This window comes from Propionivibrio sp. (assembly GCF_029255185.1).
In the GTDB taxonomy this organism is placed as follows: Bacteria; Pseudomonadota; Gammaproteobacteria; order Burkholderiales; family Rhodocyclaceae; genus Propionivibrio.
In genome coordinates this window covers 1-16921 of record NZ_JAPUVO010000117.1, presented here as the reverse complement: position 1 = coordinate 16921, position 16921 = coordinate 1, and the positions used below count along the sequence as shown (strand labels likewise).

Here is a 16921-nt window from a genome sequence, read left to right as displayed (position 1 = left end):
CAGAGCGATGAACAGCCTCTCCATCTATGAATTCGACGCCCTGGTATCAGGGAACATCGGGGGCGCGAGTGCCGATGGGATTCATGGTGTTCCCGCCGTGGTGTTCGAATGGCTGGAGTCCGAGGCTTTGCGCATTGCGGACAGGGGCGAAGGTTCCTGGGTTAGGTTGTCTCAGCGCAAAGGTATGCGCGCAGTCCAAGTAACCAGTTTTGTAGGTGTACTGCGCGCACCGAACGGTTTTCAGATTGAGGTGCTGCCCAAGGTGGGTAAAGCCATCGGCGGTGGCGCGACGGAAGCTCGGCAATTCCTGATTGATATGCTCTGCTGCCTGCAACGCTTCCGGCATGTGCAAACAGACAAAGCCAGACTGTTGGCCCGCCGTATGCCGTTGCTGGAGGTCTTCATCTCCGAATTTCTGCGTGCGACTGACCAGGTAGTCAAACGTGGGCTTCACAGCGATTACGCTGTCAGACAAGATAATCTTTTCGCGCTGCGCGGCAAGTTGATGGTAGGGCAGCACTTGCGCCAGAACCAGTTTCGGGCCGATCGGTTTTTCACGCAGTTCGATGAGTTCACCACTGACCGCCCGGAAAACCGCCTGCTTCATGCTGCTCTCCGGCAAGCCCTTCGACTGACCTCTACCCAGGAAAACCAGAAGCTGGCCCGTGAGTTGGCATTCGTTTTTGCGGATGTCCCTGTGTCTGAGCAGCCAGGTGCCGATTTTCAGCGAGTGCACATCGACCGTAGCATGGCGCATTACGAAACAGCGTTGGCATGGGCACGCTTGATCCTGGGCAATGAATCCCCGATGACCGGTTCGGGCAATCATTCCGCGCCATCCCTTCTGTTCCCGATGGAGGCTCTGTTTGAGGCCTTCGTTGCCAAGCATCTGCAAAAGCAGGTCACCACTGGCCTTGTGCTCAAGACCCAGGCCCGCAGCCACTACCTGGTGCGCCATCAAGAGCAAGACTGGTTCCGGATGAAGCCAGATTTGCTCATTCACGATGACACAGCCAATCGACTGGTGTTGGACACAAAGTGGAAGTTGCTCGATGCCGTGAAGGAAAACGGTTCTGACAAGTACGGGCTTTCCCAGTCCGACTTCTATCAGCTGCAAGCCTACGGCCAAAGCTACCTTGACGGTGTCGGAGTGCTGGCGTTGGTTTATCCCATGACGTCGTCGTTTGACCAACCGCTGCCGGTATTTGAATTTCCAAAGTCTGAGGGGCTGCGCTTGTGGGTTCTGCCGTTTTGCTTGCGGGAAAAGCGCTTGCTGCTGCCACCTTGCGGCAGCCTTGATGCGAGCCTTATGTCCCGGGTACCAATACAACGTGCGATCCCCGAACCTGCCAGCCAACCCAGAGAGGCGGCCTTCATATGACGAAACTTCCCATCAACCTCAATGACCTGCTGCGCCAGCGCACGGTCGAGGGCGACCGTATCGAGTACAAGGCTGGATGGAACCCGGACCCGATCATCCGCACCGTGTGCGCATTTGCCAACGACTTCGAAAACCTCGGCGGCGGTTATGTGGTGATCGGGCAGGATTGCGACGCCAATGGCCAGCCGGTGTTTCCGCCGGGGGGGGTGCCAGACAAGCAGTTGGACAAAATTCAGCGGGAACTGTTGGCCTACTGCCAGTTGATCCAGCCGCCGTACTTCCCGGTATTGAGTGTTGAGGAAGTTGAGGGGCGCAAGCTTATCGTGCTGTGGGCGCCGGGCGGCCAGAACCGTCCCTACAAGGCACCGGAGTCGGTGACGGCCAAGCACAAGGTGTGGCGCTATTACATCCGCCGGTACAGCAGCACTGTGGAAGCCAAGGGCGAGACCGAGCAGGAATTATTGAGCCTGGCCGCCAAGGTGCCATTCGACGACCGCTACAACCAGTCGGCACGGATCGAGGATCTGTCCAAACCCCTGATGCAGGCATTTTTGCAAGAGGTGGATAGCGCATTGGCGGCGGACGCGCCCGGGTTGTCGGTCGAGGCATTGGCGCGACAGATGAACGTAGCGGGCGGGCCTACCGAGTCACCGTGGCCCAAGAACGTGGGTTTGCTGTTTTTCAATGAGACGCCGGAGCGATTTTTCCCCAGCGTGCAGATCGATGTGGTCTGGTTTCCCGAGGGCGCGGGCGGTGATCGCTTCGAGGAAAAGATCTTCAAGGGCCCACTGGCGCGGATGACGCGCGAGGCCTTGAGCTACATTCAGCGCAACTACCTGCGCGAGACGGTCATCAAGCATCCGGATCGCGCCGAGGCCACGCGGGTCTGGAACTTCCCCTACGCCGCCATCGAGGAAGCCTTGGTCAACGCGGTCTATCACCGGTCCTACGAGGAGCGTGAGCCCATTGAGGTGCGCATCGGCAACGACGAACTGGTGATCTTGAGCTTCCCCGGCCCGGATCGGTCGATCCGGCTGGAGGACTTTCAGGCGGGGCGTCTTGTCAGCCGCCGCTACCGCAACCGGCGGATTGGGGAATTCCTCAAGGAACTGGAGATGACCGAAGGGCGATCCACCGGCATCCCGAAAATTCTGAAGGAAATGGCGGCAAACGGCTCGCCCGCACCGCTGTTTGAGACGGACGACGACCGCCTCTCGTTTGTGATCCGTTTGCCGCGACATCCGCTGGCGCTTGTTCCTCCAGCAGACTCCCCGCAAGTCACCCCGCAAGTCACCCCGCAAGTCACCCCGCAAGTCACCCCGCAAGTCACCCCGCAAGTCACCCCGCAAGTGGGAATGCTGCTGGCACAGATAGAGGGGGAAATGACCCGGCAGGCAATTCAGGATGCTCTAGGGCTGGCCGACCGGGAGCATTTTCGCAAGACCTATTTGGCACCGGCGCTGGAGCTGGGCGTCATCGAAATGACCCTGCCCGACAAGCCCAACAGCCGCAGTCAGCGTTACCGCCTGACCCCCCTTGGGCAACGCTGGCTGGATACGCATCCTGGTGGTGGCGCAAGTTGAAATCCGGAGGAATGAGCCATGGCCGTTGAGAATCTTCCCGATTTCACCCGCCCCGCCCGCCAGCGTTGGGAGTCCATCCCCGCAGATATCCGCCAGCGCCTGCTGGCCAATGTCTGGTGCGGGCAATGCCGCCACGAAGTGACGATCACCAATTTCACCGGGACCATCAAGGGTGGCGACCTGCTGCTAGTGGGCAAGTGTGCCGAGTGTCACGGCGACGTGGCGCGGGTGATCGAGGGCTAGTGAGCACATTGCCGCAGCAACCCGCACCAGTGCTCATTGGCCCCAATAGCGAGTAATTCGGTTGTAAACTGCACGCCACCAGTAGCACCAAAGCCTCCAGAAATGGAGGCCTTTTTCATTGTGCGCCCAGCATGGGCGCGATCTTGGAGGTGAAAGTCCTCCCGTAAGTTGATCATAGCAAACGAAGCGAAGCGCAACTGCATGAGGGTGACCGAGTGCGGGAAGGATCAAGTTGACTAGCGACTTGATGCCAATTAAGGTATAGTTTCTATACTATGAATTTCTTCGAATTTGACACAGCAAAGAGTGAGTCCAATCGCACGAAACACGGCATAGATTTTGTTGAAGCGCAGAGTCTCTGGAGCGACCCGATGCTGTTGGAGATCCCTGCAAAAACGGATGATGAGCCGCGCTGCCTCGTGATTGGGCTTATCGATGGCAAGCATTGGTCAGCAGTCATTACCTACCGCGGGGCAAATATCCGATTGATATCCGTTCGTCGCGCACGCACAGAAGAGGTGGTACTTTATGAAAGCTAAAAAGTTCGAGCAACAGTTTGACGAGGGTGTCGACATTACGGCTACTTTGGACTTGTCCAAAGCTAAGCGCGTGCTGCAAGAGCAGAAGCGGGTGAATGTGGACTTTCCAACTTGGATGATTGACTCGCTTGATCGCGAAGCTAGCAAGCTGGGGGTTACAAGGCAGTCTGTTATTAAGGTCTGGCTAGCCGAGCGTCTTGAGGCGACCGCTTCTAACTTGCCGTGCCAACGGACGCGCGCAGGTGCCGCGCACCGCTGAACTCAACGTTGTGCCTCTCATTTCACACGGAACGCCTGGAGCATGAACCATTTTCTGAAACGTGTTGCATTGCTTGTGGCGCTGTTGTCTTGGCTGCCTTTTGCATCGGCACAGAATACTTCGACGTCCTCGCCAACTAGGAATCAAGTACGAGAGGCAATGAAGTCCCAGCTACCACTGCCACCTGAAGGATTCGGTTGGCAACTGTACAAAAACGTCGTTTTCCTTAAGCCTATTGGCTGGACTGAACAGGAGATGACGGAGAACATCGCGGGAATCCCCGCTACCACTTATGCGGCAAGCCCCGAGGTGTTTTCTCGCGCAAAGCAGTTCGAGATGGGGGTAACTATTCAACACATCAGTGGCTCTCAACGCATTCGTGGAATCTCAGCGAAAAAGCTAGCACTTGTCTACCTGAAACCGTTCCTTGATGCACACAAAAAGGAGGAGGTGCTAATGCTTCAGAAAAGTACCCAAGGAGACTTCGAGCGCACTTTCTTCCGTTATCGGGATGCACCTCCGGGGCTTAAACCGATCATCGTCCATAAATTCATTGTTGCGAATGATGTGACCGACAACATCAACATCTTTACCTTCGAAAGCCCCGTGGAAACGTGGAACGAAAATTGGGTGAAGTACGGAACTCCAATAATCAGCAAGCTAAACGTTATGCCAAGTGTTCCATCCGAATTCAATCGTTTCACTGAAGAATTGCCCCCTTTGCTAGAGAAGGATGCTGCGACTGTGATGGCGCGAGGCATGGCAATAGACTCGGCAAAGACTCTATGCGCACGTGTGGGTGGCGATGTAGCCCAGGCAGTGGTGAAGGAGGTTACTGCATGGCGGTCGCGAAACGATGGGTACCTAAAGGCAGCAGGGCAGGCATTCGATGAAATAGGCAATCGCCACATCTCGGACGGCGGAGAAGCAGAAAAGCAATCCTATCTTCGGATGGTAATAGTCCAGACGGGAAAGGTTACGAGCGAGAGCGTGCTACGCCGATTTGGCGGTGCCAATTTAGACAACGCCATCGTGCCCACGCCTGCCCAGTGTTTGAGCGAGGCATCGTCGCTTCAGAGCGGTCAGCGTGAAATTCGCAATACACCGGACATTACCAAAGCGCTTTTACCGTACATGGAACGTAAAGGGCTACCCGGGCGATGAGTGGCCCAACGAACAAGGTTAGATCGTGCAACCAGCGCATTAACAATATGAACGATGTGCTGAAAGCCATTGATGCGGCCAAGGTTCCCGATGACGTGCTGGCCAGCAAGGTGTTCGATTTTGACGGCAGGCAACTGGCAACCCTGCTGGACGGGGCGATCTACGGTCGACGCTTTGCCACAAATACGTATTGCTACGGCTGGAATGCCTGCTGGCCAGCCACGCAGCCTCGCTGAACTTGCCCGATGAGATCAACGTCGAGCACATCCTGCCGCAGACGCCGGCCAAAACCAGCCAGTGGATCAAGAATTTCACGGAAGAGCAGCGGGATCAGTGGGGAACCGCAGATGCCCGCAGCGTTACTCATTGGCCCCAACAGCGAGTCGTTCGGTAGCAAACTGCACGCCACCAGATCAAGCCCCAACACTAACCGGTTGGGGCTTTTTTCTTGCCTACACTACATGACAAAGGATTGACTCAACGAGGTGGTCTCATACAATGACCGATCTCCAATAACTCCAGCGAATGTTTTGGCCGTCACCGGCAACCGAAAGAATCAGCCGCATGCAATGGATCGCCCCTTCAGTAAAAGACGCCGCTTCCACCTTGCTTGAAAAGCGCCTGTGGGACGCCGCCGACCAGCTCCGCGCCAATTCCGGCCTCAAGGCGCAGGAATACTCCGGCCCCATCGGATCGCCGCGCGAGGTGGGCTCGGCCAGTGCATCAAGATCGCGTAACAGATTCGCGTCCTTGGCCACGGCGCTAACGCCTCCACGTCCAAGGCTACGTGCTTCAGTGGCTGCCCACATGCGCAACGCCGCTTCATCCAGCCGTCCAGACAGCGCTTGAAATTTTGCCTCGATCATCGCCAGGTTACCCATGGCTTCATCATGGCGTAAGGCACATATTGTTCAGGTCATATTTGCTTGATCAATAAGTTTCTGATCGTAAAAGTTTTTATGCGTTGGCTTATGACATTTGCGTAATCGATTGCCCTGACCAGCGGAGGGCCAGACTTTGTTGTTTCTTTTGCTTGGCGCTGGCGCACGTCAGGTTAGAATGCCGCCCATGCTGATTCTTGGAATTGAATCCTCTTGCGACGAAACGGGGATTGCGCTCTACAGCCCCGACGCTGGCGGCCTTCTCCTTGCACACGCCCTGCACTCTCAGATTCTTATGCACCGAGAATACGGTGGCGTCGTCCCGGAGCTGGCCTCGCGCGACCACATCCGGCGCGCCGTGCCTTTGCTGCGTAAGGTAATGCGCGATAGCGGCCACTCGCTCACCGAGCTTGCGGCCGTCGCCTACACGCAGGGCCCCGGACTGGCAGGTGCCTTGCTGGTTGGCGCTGCGTTTGCCGAAGGGCTGGCGGCCTCACTGGGCATCCCGACGGTGCCGGTACACCACCTCGAAGGTCATTTATTATCGCCACTACTGTCGCGCACACCGCCGTGTTTCCCGTTCATCGCGCTCCTGGTCTCGGGCGGACACAGTCAGTTGATGCGTGTTACCGGTGTTGGCGAGTACCAGTTGCTCGGTGAGACGCTTGACGACGCAGCCGGCGAAGCCTTTGACAAGACCGCCAAATTGCTTGGCCTGCCCTACCCCGGTGGCCCGGCGCTGGCCGAACTGGCCGAGCACGGGCAGCCGGACACGGTAAAACTGCCGCGCCCGATGCTGCATTCCGGCGACCTCGACTTCAGCTTTAGCGGCCTTAAAACGGCTGTGCTAACCAAGGTGCGCGAGATGGGGAATCTCGACGAGCAGCAGCGCGCCAATATCGCACGCGGCTTTCAGGATGCCATCATCGACGTGCTGGTCAGCAAGTCGATGCACGCCGTGCGGCAAAGCGGTCTGAAGCGGCTGGTCGTCGCCGGTGGCGTTGGCGCCAACCGCGAACTGCGCCGTCAGCTCAATGCGCAAGCGGCACGCCTGGGAATTTCCGTTTTCTACCCCGAGCTTGAGTTCTGTACCGATAACGGCGCCATGATCGCCCTGGCTGGCGCCTTGCGCTTTCAGGCTGGATGCTCGATCAAGCCGGCTGGCGCCTTCGCCGTGCGGCCACGCTGGCCGTTGGCCGAATTAACGGGCTGATCTTTTACCGGCGCCGATCTTCGGCTCGGTTCCCGCCATCAGCCGTTGCAGGTTCTGCCAGTGCTTGCCGATCAAGGCCATGGCAATGATCCCGACGGCCAGCAACCTGACATCGCTGCCCCAGAGAAAAAAAGCGAAAAGCGGTGCCGCCGCCGCTGAAACCAGTGCCGCCAACGAAGAGTAGCGCAGCAGGGTGGCAATCAACAGCCAGCTGGCGAAGATTGCCAGACCAAGCCGTGGATCGATGGCCAGCAACACGCCAGCAGCGGTGGCTACGCCTTTTCCACCCTTGAATTTCAGGAATATCGGGTACAGATGCCCAAAAAAGACGGCCAGCGCGACGAAGCCGACGAAACTCTCTTCGAAACCGTAATCAGGGCCATAGGTCTGGGCCAGAAAAACCGCCAACCAGCCCTTGGCCATATCCCCGAACAGGGTTGTTGCGGCAGCAGCCTTGTTGCCGCTGCGCAGGACGTTGGTCGCGCCTGGATTCTTTGAACCATAGCTGCGCGGGTCAGCCAATCCAAAAAACCGACTGCAGACCACGGCAAACGGGACGGATCCCAAGAGATAGGCCATAAGCACGGCTAATAGAGCGATCAGGGCATTGGACATGGGGAATTCCGTAAACTGGAAGGATGGCTGACAGCCTGGGTTAGAATGCGCACACTATCGGGTTAGGTCTTTCCGCCCGACCGGCAATTCTACACCGCCCAGACCCTCTCCCACATGGACATCATCTTTATCGACGACCTTCACCTATCGACCCTGATCGGGATTTACCCGCGCGAAAAGGCGGTTCCCCAGACGGTCGAGATCTCCTTGCAGATCGGTATCTCCACTGCCGGCGCCGGGGCCAGCGACGATGTTGGCGACACCATCAACTATGCCGTTGTCGTTGATCGCCTGCGCAATGAATTGGAGACGCGACACTTCAACCTGCTCGAAAAGCTGGCCGAGTACGTAGCCACACTTCTGCTCGAAGAGTTCGGCGCCACCTGGGTACGTGTCTCAATCGCCAAATTGGGCGTGATGCGCGGCGTTCGACGTATCGGCGTCGTGATCGAACGCGGCGTAACGAGCTGATTGGCTGATCTTCTCAGCCCTTTAACGCGACCTGCACAATTTTCGGCAACAGCGCGCGCAGCAGATCGTGCGGATGCACGCCGACCAGATAGCCACGGCGGCCGCCGTTGATGTAGATCAGAGGCAAATCGAGGATGCTTTTCTCGATGCATATCGGCATTTTATTTTTGGTTCCGAACGGGCTGGTACCACCGACCAGAAAACCGGTATGCCGGTTGGCGACTTCCGGCTTGCACGGTTCGATCTTCTTGCAGCCGATTTGGCGCGCCAGTTCCTTGGTCGACACTTTGCAATCGCCATGCATCAACACGATCAGGGGCGTCCCGGATTCGTCTTCCATCACCAGCGTCTTGACCACCGCATGCTCGTCGACATTGAGTTCGCGCGACGATATTTTTGTCCCGCCATGCTCTTCGTAGTCGTAGAGATGATTGGAGTGGGCGATGCCATGTTGCTGCAAAAATTTTGTCGCCGGAGTTTCCGGGGCGTTTTCGGATCGCATGCTAATACTCCTGAAACACGATATTCCTGGCAAAGGATAACAGATGCGCTGACGCTTCAGCCGCGCGGGTGGTGCTGGGCATGCAAGGACTTGAGCCGTTCGCGGGCAATGTGCGTGTAAATCTGCGTCGTCGAAATATCGGAGTGCCCGAGAAGCAACTGAACCACCCGCAGGTCGGCGCCATGGGTGAGCAGATGCGTGGCGAAAGCGTGCCGCATGACATGCGGCGACAGTCGTGCGTCATCCATTCCGATCAGCCGAGCATAGCGCTTGATCAGGTACCAGAAGGCCTGGCGCGTCATTGCCGATCCGCGTGTGGTAACGAAGAGATCATCGCTTTGCTGCCGCTCGAGCAGTGCTGGGCGGCCTTGCGCAAGATAGCGCCGCAGCCAGGCGATGGCGTCCTCGCCAAGAGGCACCAGGCGCTCTTTGCTGCCCTTGCCGAACACCCGGACGACGCCCATGTCAAAATTCACTTCGTGCAGCTTCAGCCCGACCAGTTCCGAAACACGCAAGCCGGTGGCATAAAGTGTTTCGAGCATGGCCCGGTCGCGCAAACCAAGGCTGGTGTCAACTCGTGGCGCAGCGAGCAGAGCCTCAACCTGCACTTCGGAAAGCACCTTCGGCAGACGTGAGGGTTTGACCGGCATAGCGATCTTCAGCGTCGGATCGGCACTGATGCGCCCATGCGCCAGCAGGTAACGATAGAAGCGGCGCAGGGTAGAAATGTAGCGCGCCTGCGATGTGGCGCGCAGAGTGTGCGAGAGCGTGGCGACAAAGTGCGTAAGCGCCGGCTCATCGGCCTGGCAAAGCGAAGCCAGTTCCTGCTCACGCAGCCAGGTCGACAAATGGATCAGGTCGCTGCGATAACTGGACAGCGACGCCTTGGCCAACCCATCCTCCAGCCATAGGGTGTCGCAGAAGGCATCAATCTCCGTCTGTGCGTCCACACCCGTTTCAGTGTCCTTCATGAGCCAGCAGCCAACGCTTGACGTCAAGCAGAAAGCCGCCGCGCTGCCGGGCAAAACCACCCAGTCCGCCGCCGGTGGCGATCACCCGATGGCAGGGCACGATGAGTGGAAAAGGGTTGGCGCCGCAGGCCTGGCCGACCGCCCGTGGCGCGTTGTGCAGGATCCTGGCCAGTTCACCGTAGCTCTTCGTCTGACGACTGGGAATCGCGATAATCTGTTCCCAGACACGCCGCTGAAAGGCGGTTCCCGAGGGCCGCAGCGGCAGTTCGAAGATAAAACCGGGATCAATCAGATAAGCGCGCAACTGGCGCGCGGCTTCCGCCGCTAAAGGGTTCCTTGGCGGCACTTCGGGGCCGGGTTCGAGATAGACAAGGGAATGAAGTTCGCAGTCGTCACCGCGCAGCCCGAGGCAGAAACTTGGGGCGGCGACGATCGCCTGATAGGTCTCACTGACCGGCGCGCGCATCAAATTTTTCATGCTGCCCCCTGCGGGTGTTGTTGCAAGTGCTTTAGCTACGTACCTGTCCATTGCCGAGCACGATCCATTTCTGACTGGTCAGCCCCTCAAGCCCGACCGGGCCACGGGCGTGTATCTTGTCGGTCGAGATGCCGATTTCCGCACCGAGGCCGTATTCAAAACCGTCGGCAAAGCGCGTCGAGGCGTTGACCATGACCGATGCTGAATCGACCTCGCGCAGGAAACGCATTGCGTTGGCGTAGTTCTCACTGACAATCGTTTCGGTGTGATGCGATCCGTAACGATTGATGTGCTCAATCGCCTCGCCAAGGCCAGTCACCACCTTGACCGAAATGATCGGCGCCAGGAACTCGCTGGCGTAGTCCTCCTCGGTCGCCGCCTTGGCTGCGCTGACCAGCGCCTGCGTTTCGGCGCAACCACGGATTTCGACGCCTTTACCCATCAGCATGGCCGCAATCGGCGGCAGCAGGCGAACGGCGACGGAACGTGCAACCAGCAGGGATTCAGCGGTGTTACAGGTGCCGTAGCGCTGCGTCTTCGAGTTCTCGACGATGGAGAGCGCCTTGTCGGCATCGGCATCGTCGTCGATATAAACGTGACAGTTGCCGTCCAGATGCTGGATCATCGGCACCCGCGACTCGGCCAGCAGGCGCGAAATCAGCCCTTTGCCGCCACGTGGAACGATCACATCGACGTAGTCGCGCATGGTGATCAGATGGCCGACAGCGGCGCGGTCGGTGGTGTCGATCACCTGCACGACGTTGGCCGGCAGGCCTGCGGCGGCTAGCCCCTCCTGGACCAGCGCGGCGATTAGGCGATTGCTGCGGATCGCTTCGGAACCGCCGCGCAAAATGGCGGCGTTACCCGATTTCAGGCACAGTGCTGCGGCATCGGCCGTCACGTTCGGACGGGCTTCGTAAATGATGCCGATGACGCCCAGCGGGACGCGCATTTTGCCGACCTGAATTCCGCTCGGGCGAAATTTCAGTTCGCTGATTTCGCCCACCGGGTCGGGCAGCGAGGCCACTTGTTCGACGCCTTCAGCCATGGCGGCAACGCTTTTCTCGGACAGCGTCAGACGCTCAAGCATGACTGGTTCGAGACCAGCGGCGCGGGCGGCGACCAGGTCTTCCCGGTTGGCGGCAAGCAGCGCAGCCGATTCGCGCCGGATGGCGGTGGCGATGGCACGCAGTGCTTCGTTCTTGACCTGGCTGTCGGCACGGGCGATGACACGCGAAGCTTCGCGCGCCTGGCGCCCGACACGCTGCATATACTGCTGGAGTTCCACGACTGACCTTCTTTCTGGGCCCAAAACATGATTATAGCCAGCGATCGAACAAAACCCTCAGCGGAACCATTGGCAAGAGATGCACTCTGACCGCTATCAAATCTTGCACGTATGGACCATGACTACAAAACTGATTGTCCCCGCTGAAGTGAAAGTTTGCGCAACCTGTAGCTACTGGGACGGTGAGCGCGAGATCGATCCTGAACTGCGAGTGGTCGTCGTCTCTGAAAGCTGCGAAGGCGAATGCCTGGTACAAGGCAAATGCTGCCAGGGCCTAAGCCAGGAAGCCAAATGGCGCGATGACTGCCTGTGGGAACATCTGGCGCCTGACGAGCCGGCCAGCAAGGAATAACCGTTATTGAGCCAGACCGGGGCAGTCAGCAGATTCGCAGACCGAGACGCAAAAACTCATCCCACACATCCCCGGCCCCGGCAGCTCCCTTGATCATCCGATCGATCAGCGCCGCATGCGCCAGAGCAGCATTGGCCCGGGGGGCATCGATGCGTTGCAAGGCACGTTTGAACAACGGTTGTCGCACACCCCAGACGCGAACCTCCTTGAGCATGACATCGACCGACTGGCGCTGTTGCAGACCGGCTTTGACCTGGGCTAACGCCCGCACTTCTTCAGTCATCGCCCAAAGCACCAGGGGCGGCGCTTCGCCTTCCTGCTGCAAGCCGTCCAGCGTCCGGGTCAGGCGCGCCACATCGCCGGCCAGCAGCGCTTCGCGCAGACCGTCAAGGTCGTAGCGGGCAACGTTAAGCACCGCCTCTTGCACCTGTTGCAGCGTGAGTTCGCCAACCGGGTAAAGCAGACCAAGCTTGAGGATTTCCTGATGTGCGGCTAACAGGTTACCTTCGACACGTTCGGCAATGAAGCGCAGCCCTTCGTTATCCGCGCCCTGCCGCTGGCGGCGCAGGCGACCGGAAATCCACGCCGGTAATTCAGCCAGATTGGGAGGAATCAGCTTGACGGCAACGCCGGCCTCGGCCAGCGCCTTCAGCCAGGCAGCTTTTTCTTCGCTCCAGTCAAGCCCGGGTAAGGTCACCAGCAAGAGAGCATCGGGTGAGGGATTGGCGCAGTAGTCCTGAATTGCCGCGCCGCCCTCACGCCCCGGTTTGCCCGTTGGAATGCGTAGATCGATCAGTGTCCGACCGCCAAACAGCGACATATTACCCGCCGCATGGTGCAGTTCAATCCAGTTAAATCCGGCTATGGCGGTGAGCACTTCACGCTCGTCGAAACCGCGATGGCGAGCCGCCGCGCGAATGGTGTCGGCCGCCTCAATGACCAGCAATGGGTCGTCGCCATAGACAACATAGACCGGCTTCAGATCACGCTCAAGATGGGCTGCCAGTTGCTCACCCTTAAGTTGCATGCCGCTTTACTCCACCATCGGAGGCATTGGTTTGACGGCTGCCAGTCGGCGCATCAACTGCTGCACCAGATCGTTTTCCATATCCCGCCAAAGCAGATCTTCTTCCTGGGTCTTGGCCAGCACGTCGGAGTCGGCATAGGTCAGATCACGACTCAACTCGACCGTTCCAGGCAGCACCAGATCACGCCCCTTATCATCAACAATGCGGTAGCCATAACGATAACGCAGCCGTTTTTCACGCACGCGGCCGGCACTGGAGAGCGAGAGAATGATCGGCTCCTTGGCGTCCACCGTAGGCAGGAAGGTCGCCTGCGCGTCTCCGGCAGTTTCGGCAAGACGGGTTGAACCCGAGGAGCGGATGGCGCGTTTCAAACCGGCAACGATCAGCGAATAGTCGGGGCCGGCAATAAAAATACTCTCGTAGGGCAGAGCATAGGAGCCGCGCAATTGAAAGCCGCAGCCTGCGACAAGCGTTGTGGCCAGAGCAAATAAAGTTAAACGCAGCGTTGAGCGCATCTTTGCAGTCCTCGGCAATTCACACAACGATATTGATCAGCCGGCCCGGAACGACAATCAACTTCTTGGGCGCTTTCCCGGCAAGGTGTTTGTGCGCCACTTCACTGGCTAGCGCCGCCGTTTCAATGGCCGCGCGGTCGGCGCCAGCGGGAACGCGCAGGCTGCCGCGCAGCTTGCCGTTGATCTGCAACATCAGCTCGATTTCGTCCTGCTCCAGCGCTTTTGCATCGACTTTCGGGAACGCTTGCTCAGCCGCCGCCCGGCCGGGTTTGAGTTCGGCGTATAACGCTTCGCAGACGTGTGGAACGATCGGATAGAGCATCAGCGTTATGGCCTCCAGCGCCTCCTGCCTGACCGCGCGTGCGCTCGTCGCGCTCGACGAACTCGTCGAGTCGGCGGCGAGTTTCCCATAGGCGTTGAGCAGCTCCATCACAGCAGCGATGGCCGTGTTGAACTGCTTGCGCCGCCCATAGTCGTCGGTCACCTTGCCGATGACCTGATGCAACTGGCGACGGAAGGTTCTTAGCTCATCGGTCAGTGCGCTCACCTCGCCGCTCGCGCAGGCGGCCACGAGGCCACCCGAGACGTGCTCGAAGACGATCCGCCAGACCCGCTTGAGGAAGCGAAACGCCCCTTCGACGCCGGCGTCAGACCATTCCAGTGACTGATCCGGAGGCGCAGCGAACATGATGAACAGGCGCGCCGTGTCGGCGCCAAACTGATCGATCAACGACTGTGGATCGACGCCGTTGTTTTTCGATTTCGACATCTTCTCGATGCCCCCGATAAGCACTGGCAGGCCATCGGCGCGCAAATTCGCACCCACCGGCCGGCCGCGCTCGTCGCTGGTGAAATCGACATCGGCCGGGTTGATCCACGCCTTCTTGCCAGTGGCGTCCTCGCGATAGAAGGTCGGTGCCACAACCATGCCCTGAGTGAGCAGGTTGGCAAAGGGTTCGCCAAGTTGGTGATCACCAAACAGGCCGACATCGCGCATCAGTTTGGTCCAGAAACGCGAGTAGAGCAGATGCAAGATGGCGTGCTCGATGCCGCCGATGTATTGGTCGATGCCTCCTTTGCACCAGTAGGCGACACGTTCGTCGACCATCGCCTGGTCGTTATCCGGGCAACAATAACGCAGGAAATACCACGACGACTCGACAAAAGTATCCATCGTATCGGTCTCGCGACGTGCCGACCGGCCACACTTCGGGCAACTGCATTCATAGAACTCTGGCATCTTGGCCAGCGGACTGCCGGCGCCGGTCACCGTCACGTTCTCCGGCAGCACCACCGGTAGTTGCGCGTCAGGCACCGGTACGTCACCGCAAGCGGCACAGTGAATGATCGGAATCGGACAGCCCCAGTAGCGCTGACGCGAGATGCCCCAGTCGCGCAACCGGAACTGTGTGCGCTTGGCACCTAGTCCCTTGGCCGCAAGGTCGCCGGCAATCTCGGTAAACGCTGCCTGAAAATCAAGGCCGTCGTACTTGCCGGAATTGACACAAACGCCAGGCTCGGCATACGCCTCGTTCCACGGGGCGCTGACCTGTTTATAAGCATCACTCGGCGAGCCAATAACCATGCGGATTTCCAGCCCATACTTGGTGGCGAAAGCAAAATCGCGCTCATCATGCGCCGGGACGGCCATCACCGCACCTTCGCCATAGCCCATCAGCACGTAGTTGGCGACCCACACCGGTAGTTTTTCGCCATTGAGCGGATGGATCACGTAAAGCCCTGTCGCCATCCCCTTCTTTTCCATCGTCGCCATATCGGCTTCGGCAACGCCGCCGCGCTTGCATTCGGCAATAAATTCGCACAACTCGAGATTGTTGATGGCCGCCTGTGTCGCCAAAGCGTGTTCGGCCGCTACAGCAACATAGGTCGCGCCCATCAGCGTATCTGGACGTGTGGTGAACACCTTGAGCACACCCTCGGCGCCGATCGAAGCAGCATCGTAGGGAAAGCCTACATCGCAACCGAAGCTCTTGCCGATCCAGTTCTTCTGCATCAGCTTGACCTGCTCCGGCCAGCCGCCGAGTTGGTCAAGATCCGCCAGCAGTTCTTCGGCGTAAGCGGTAATTTTCATGCAGTACATCGGGATTTCGCGCTTCTCGATCAACGCGCCCGAACGCCAGCCGCGCCCATCGATCACCTGCTCATTGGCGAGCACGGTTTGGTCTTCTGGATCCCAATTGACTGTGCCGAGGCGCTTGTAGATTATGCCTTTTTCATAAAGGCGGGTGAACAGCCACTGCTCCCAGCGGTAATAATCAGGCTTGCAGGTCGCCAGTTCACGCTCCCAGTCGATGGCAAAGCCAAGCCGCTTGAGCTGCCCCTTCATGTACTCGATGTTGGCGTAGGTCCACTGCGCCGGCGGCACCTTGTTCTGGATTGCCGCATTCTCGGCGGGCATGCCGAAGGCATCCCAACCCATCGGCTGCATGACGTTAAAGCCCTGCATCGCGTGGAACCGCGCCAGTACGTCGCCAATCGTGTAATTGCGCACGTGTCCCATGTGCAGCTTGCCCGACGGATAGGGAAACATCGACAAGCAGTAGTACTTGGGCTTACTGCTACCTTCGCTGACACGCGCGGCACCCGTCTTGTTCCAGTGCGCCTGGACGGCGAGTTCAATCTCTTGGGGCTGGTATTTTTCCTGCATGGCGGGCAAAGCTCAGAAATAGACTAACCGGCGAATTATACGCGGTTTGCCACAGCGGGCCGGAAGGAAGGAGCCTTGTCAAAGGACAAAGCGAGTTTCCAAATCCCATGGGCCGGTGGTATATTCCCCGCCAGGAGATGGCATTCCTCCCTAGGCCGTTGGCATGACACAAGGCGGGCGCTGTTCCTGTGGCTCGTCCGCAGATTAAACATGTGATCAGGATAGTGCGATGTGGAAATCGATCCTGGCGATCAGTCTCGGCGCGGTGCTTGGCACCCTGTTGCGCTGGCAGCTTGGCAGCAAGCTCAACAGCATCTTTCCAACAATCCCTCCCGGGACGCTTGCGGCCAACTTGGTCGGCGCCTATGTCGTCGGGATTAGCCTTGCTTTCTTCGCGACCTTTTCGGCGATTTCGCCGGAATGGCGCCTACTGGTGATCACCGGTTTTTGCGGTGGCCTGACCACGTTTTCAACGTTTTCCGCCGAGATCACCATGCTGTTGCAGCAGGGGCGAATTTCCTGGGCGCTTGGTGCTGTTGCGGCGCATGTCGTCGGATCGGTGCTGATGACCTTCGCTGGAATCGGTACCGTGTACCTGCTCAAAAACTCACCGTGAAGCAAGCGTCAATCGACTGATATGTATTGACCTGTCAAGTTTTCCAAGAACCCAGTTTTAGATCATCGTCCAGTGTGTGGGTAGCAGAACGGGCGGCAAGCCGACGGTTGATCAGTCTGATATGCGCGGGTTGGCTACCGCATGACAACCGATT

20 protein-coding genes and 1 pseudogene are annotated in these 16921 nt (G+C 58.6%); 12 read left to right on the top strand and 9 right to left on the bottom strand.

Annotated features, from left to right (window positions below; genetic code table 11):
• Positions 1 to 7: 7 nt before the first annotated feature.
• The 8 genes from Q1J43_RS10580 (at position 8) to Q1J43_RS15915 (ending at position 5563) form a co-directional block, all read left to right on the top strand.
• Positions 8 to 1381: an McrC family protein gene (locus Q1J43_RS10580; protein WP_301102463.1), complete on the top strand. Its 1374-nt coding sequence runs from the start codon at positions 8 to 10 to the stop codon at positions 1379 to 1381.
• Entirely contained in the window at positions 1378 to 2964 is a 1587-nt protein-coding gene (locus Q1J43_RS10575) for a Fic family protein (RefSeq protein ID WP_301102462.1), read from the top strand. Before Q1J43_RS10580 ends, Q1J43_RS10575 begins: the two co-directional genes overlap by 4 nt.
• A gap of 18 nt (positions 2965 to 2982) precedes the next feature.
• The gene (locus Q1J43_RS10570) at positions 2983 to 3207 is read left to right on the top strand and encodes a hypothetical protein (RefSeq protein ID WP_301102461.1); all 225 of its coding nucleotides are present in this window, start codon (positions 2983 to 2985) and stop codon (positions 3205 to 3207) included.
• Between the two features lie 275 nt (positions 3208 to 3482).
• A complete protein-coding gene (locus Q1J43_RS10565; protein WP_301102460.1) occupies positions 3483 to 3746 on the top strand; it encodes a BrnT family toxin in 264 nt (87 codons plus the stop codon).
• Positions 3736 to 4005, top strand: a complete 270-nt coding sequence (locus Q1J43_RS10560; protein WP_301102459.1) for a hypothetical protein — start codon at positions 3736 to 3738, stop codon at positions 4003 to 4005. Before Q1J43_RS10565 ends, Q1J43_RS10560 begins: the two co-directional genes overlap by 11 nt.
• 42 nt (positions 4006 to 4047) lie before the next feature.
• Positions 4048 to 5169, top strand: coding sequence for a hypothetical protein (locus Q1J43_RS10555; protein ID WP_301102458.1), 1122 nt, complete (start codon positions 4048 to 4050; stop codon positions 5167 to 5169).
• Positions 5166 to 5405 (top strand): hypothetical protein, encoded by a 240-nt coding sequence (locus Q1J43_RS10550; RefSeq protein WP_301102457.1) that lies wholly within the window; start codon positions 5166 to 5168, stop codon positions 5403 to 5405. Before Q1J43_RS10555 ends, Q1J43_RS10550 begins: the two co-directional genes overlap by 4 nt.
• Complete coding sequence (locus Q1J43_RS15915; RefSeq protein ID WP_366141880.1) at positions 5360 to 5563, top strand: DUF1524 domain-containing protein; 204 nt, start codon at positions 5360 to 5362, stop codon at positions 5561 to 5563. Before Q1J43_RS10550 ends, Q1J43_RS15915 begins: the two co-directional genes overlap by 46 nt.
• 274 nt (positions 5564 to 5837) lie before the next feature.
• Here the strand turns inward: Q1J43_RS15915 and Q1J43_RS10545 are convergent.
• Positions 5838 to 6050, bottom strand: a pseudogene (locus tag Q1J43_RS10545) (hypothetical protein); the annotation flags it as partial.
• 187 nt (positions 6051 to 6237) lie between these two features.
• Here Q1J43_RS10545 and tsaD point away from each other — a divergent pair.
• A complete protein-coding gene (tsaD, locus tag Q1J43_RS10540) occupies positions 6238 to 7263 on the top strand; it encodes a tRNA (adenosine(37)-N6)-threonylcarbamoyltransferase complex transferase subunit TsaD (protein WP_301102456.1) in 1026 nt (341 codons plus the stop codon).
• Here the strand turns inward: tsaD and plsY are convergent.
• Positions 7252 to 7878, bottom strand: coding sequence for a glycerol-3-phosphate 1-O-acyltransferase PlsY (gene plsY, locus Q1J43_RS10535; protein ID WP_301102455.1), 627 nt, complete (start codon positions 7876 to 7878; stop codon positions 7252 to 7254). The genes tsaD and plsY overlap by 12 nt on opposite strands.
• Positions 7879 to 7992: 114 nt before the next feature.
• On the opposite strand from plsY, the gene Q1J43_RS10530 reads away from it, so the two are divergent.
• Positions 7993 to 8349, top strand: coding sequence for a dihydroneopterin aldolase (locus Q1J43_RS10530; RefSeq protein ID WP_301102454.1), 357 nt, complete (start codon positions 7993 to 7995; stop codon positions 8347 to 8349).
• 13 nt (positions 8350 to 8362) lie between these two features.
• Here the strand turns inward: Q1J43_RS10530 and ybaK are convergent, their stop codons facing one another.
• The 4 genes from ybaK to Q1J43_RS10510 are packed head-to-tail and all read right to left on the bottom strand — an operon-like array spanning position 8363 to position 11588.
• On the bottom strand, positions 8363 to 8851 hold the full coding sequence (gene ybaK, locus Q1J43_RS10525) for a Cys-tRNA(Pro) deacylase (RefSeq protein ID WP_301102453.1): 489 nt from the start codon (positions 8849 to 8851) through the stop codon (positions 8363 to 8365).
• Positions 8852 to 8907: 56 nt separating this feature from the next.
• The gene (gene xerD / locus Q1J43_RS10520) at positions 8908 to 9822 is read right to left on the bottom strand and encodes a site-specific tyrosine recombinase XerD (protein WP_301102452.1); all 915 of its coding nucleotides are present in this window, start codon (positions 9820 to 9822) and stop codon (positions 8908 to 8910) included.
• Positions 9809 to 10300: a methylated-DNA--[protein]-cysteine S-methyltransferase gene (locus Q1J43_RS10515; RefSeq protein ID WP_301102451.1), complete on the bottom strand. Its 492-nt coding sequence runs from the start codon at positions 10298 to 10300 to the stop codon at positions 9809 to 9811. The genes xerD and Q1J43_RS10515 overlap by 14 nt, the downstream gene beginning before the upstream one ends.
• Before the next feature lie 31 nt (positions 10301 to 10331).
• On the bottom strand, positions 10332 to 11588 hold the full coding sequence (locus Q1J43_RS10510; RefSeq protein WP_301102450.1) for a glutamate-5-semialdehyde dehydrogenase: 1257 nt from the start codon (positions 11586 to 11588) through the stop codon (positions 10332 to 10334).
• Between the two features lie 118 nt (positions 11589 to 11706).
• Here Q1J43_RS10510 and Q1J43_RS10505 point away from each other — a divergent pair, with 118 nt between their 5' ends.
• Entirely contained in the window at positions 11707 to 11940 is a 234-nt protein-coding gene (locus Q1J43_RS10505) for a hypothetical protein (protein WP_301102449.1), read from the top strand.
• Positions 11941 to 11965: 25 nt separating this feature from the next.
• On the opposite strand, the gene holA is transcribed toward Q1J43_RS10505, so the two are convergent.
• From holA to leuS, 3 genes are read right to left on the bottom strand one after another with little or no spacing between them, the layout of a single operon-like run.
• Positions 11966 to 12967, bottom strand: coding sequence for a DNA polymerase III subunit delta (gene holA, locus Q1J43_RS10500; RefSeq protein ID WP_301102448.1), 1002 nt, complete (start codon positions 12965 to 12967; stop codon positions 11966 to 11968).
• A 6-nt stretch (positions 12968 to 12973) separates the two neighbouring features.
• Positions 12974 to 13483: an LPS assembly lipoprotein LptE gene (gene lptE / locus Q1J43_RS10495; RefSeq protein ID WP_301102447.1), complete on the bottom strand. Its 510-nt coding sequence runs from the start codon at positions 13481 to 13483 to the stop codon at positions 12974 to 12976.
• A 19-nt stretch (positions 13484 to 13502) separates the two neighbouring features.
• Positions 13503 to 16151, bottom strand: coding sequence for a leucine--tRNA ligase (leuS, locus tag Q1J43_RS10490; RefSeq protein WP_301102446.1), 2649 nt, complete (start codon positions 16149 to 16151; stop codon positions 13503 to 13505).
• A 229-nt stretch (positions 16152 to 16380) separates the two neighbouring features.
• On the opposite strand from leuS, the gene crcB reads away from it, so the two are divergent.
• On the top strand, positions 16381 to 16767 hold the full coding sequence (gene crcB, locus Q1J43_RS10485) for a fluoride efflux transporter CrcB (protein ID WP_301102445.1): 387 nt from the start codon (positions 16381 to 16383) through the stop codon (positions 16765 to 16767).
• Positions 16768 to 16921: the final 154 nt, after the last annotated feature.

Bases quoted from the DNA above. Each gene is read 5' to 3' on its own strand.
- Q1J43_RS10580 (WP_301102463.1), top strand. From the start codon at position 8: ATGAACAGCCTCTCCATCTATGAATTCGACGCCCTGGTATCAGGGAAC.
- Q1J43_RS10575 (WP_301102462.1), top strand. From the start codon at position 1,378: ATGACGAAACTTCCCATCAACCTCAATGACCTGCTGCGCCAGCGCACG.
- Q1J43_RS10570 (WP_301102461.1), top strand. From the start codon at position 2,983: ATGGCCGTTGAGAATCTTCCCGATTTCACCCGCCCCGCCCGCCAGCGT.
- Q1J43_RS10565 (WP_301102460.1), top strand. From the start codon at position 3,483: ATGAATTTCTTCGAATTTGACACAGCAAAGAGTGAGTCCAATCGCACG.
- Q1J43_RS10560 (WP_301102459.1), top strand. From the start codon at position 3,736: ATGAAAGCTAAAAAGTTCGAGCAACAGTTTGACGAGGGTGTCGACATT.
- Q1J43_RS10555 (WP_301102458.1), top strand. From the start codon at position 4,048: ATGAACCATTTTCTGAAACGTGTTGCATTGCTTGTGGCGCTGTTGTCT.
- Q1J43_RS10550 (WP_301102457.1), top strand. From the start codon at position 5,166: ATGAGTGGCCCAACGAACAAGGTTAGATCGTGCAACCAGCGCATTAAC.
- tsaD (WP_301102456.1), top strand. From the start codon at position 6,238: ATGCTGATTCTTGGAATTGAATCCTCTTGCGACGAAACGGGGATTGCG.
- plsY (WP_301102455.1), bottom strand. From the start codon at position 7,878: ATGTCCAATGCCCTGATCGCTCTATTAGCCGTGCTTATGGCCTATCTC.
- Q1J43_RS10530 (WP_301102454.1), top strand. From the start codon at position 7,993: ATGGACATCATCTTTATCGACGACCTTCACCTATCGACCCTGATCGGG.
- ybaK (WP_301102453.1), bottom strand. From the start codon at position 8,851: ATGCGATCCGAAAACGCCCCGGAAACTCCGGCGACAAAATTTTTGCAG.
- xerD (WP_301102452.1), bottom strand. From the start codon at position 9,822: ATGAAGGACACTGAAACGGGTGTGGACGCACAGACGGAGATTGATGCC.
- Q1J43_RS10515 (WP_301102451.1), bottom strand. From the start codon at position 10,300: ATGAAAAATTTGATGCGCGCGCCGGTCAGTGAGACCTATCAGGCGATC.
- Q1J43_RS10505 (WP_301102449.1), top strand. From the start codon at position 11,707: ATGACTACAAAACTGATTGTCCCCGCTGAAGTGAAAGTTTGCGCAACC.
- holA (WP_301102448.1), bottom strand. From the start codon at position 12,967: ATGCAACTTAAGGGTGAGCAACTGGCAGCCCATCTTGAGCGTGATCTG.
- lptE (WP_301102447.1), bottom strand. From the start codon at position 13,483: ATGCGCTCAACGCTGCGTTTAACTTTATTTGCTCTGGCCACAACGCTT.
- leuS (WP_301102446.1), bottom strand. From the start codon at position 16,151: ATGCAGGAAAAATACCAGCCCCAAGAGATTGAACTCGCCGTCCAGGCG.
- crcB (WP_301102445.1), top strand. From the start codon at position 16,381: ATGTGGAAATCGATCCTGGCGATCAGTCTCGGCGCGGTGCTTGGCACC.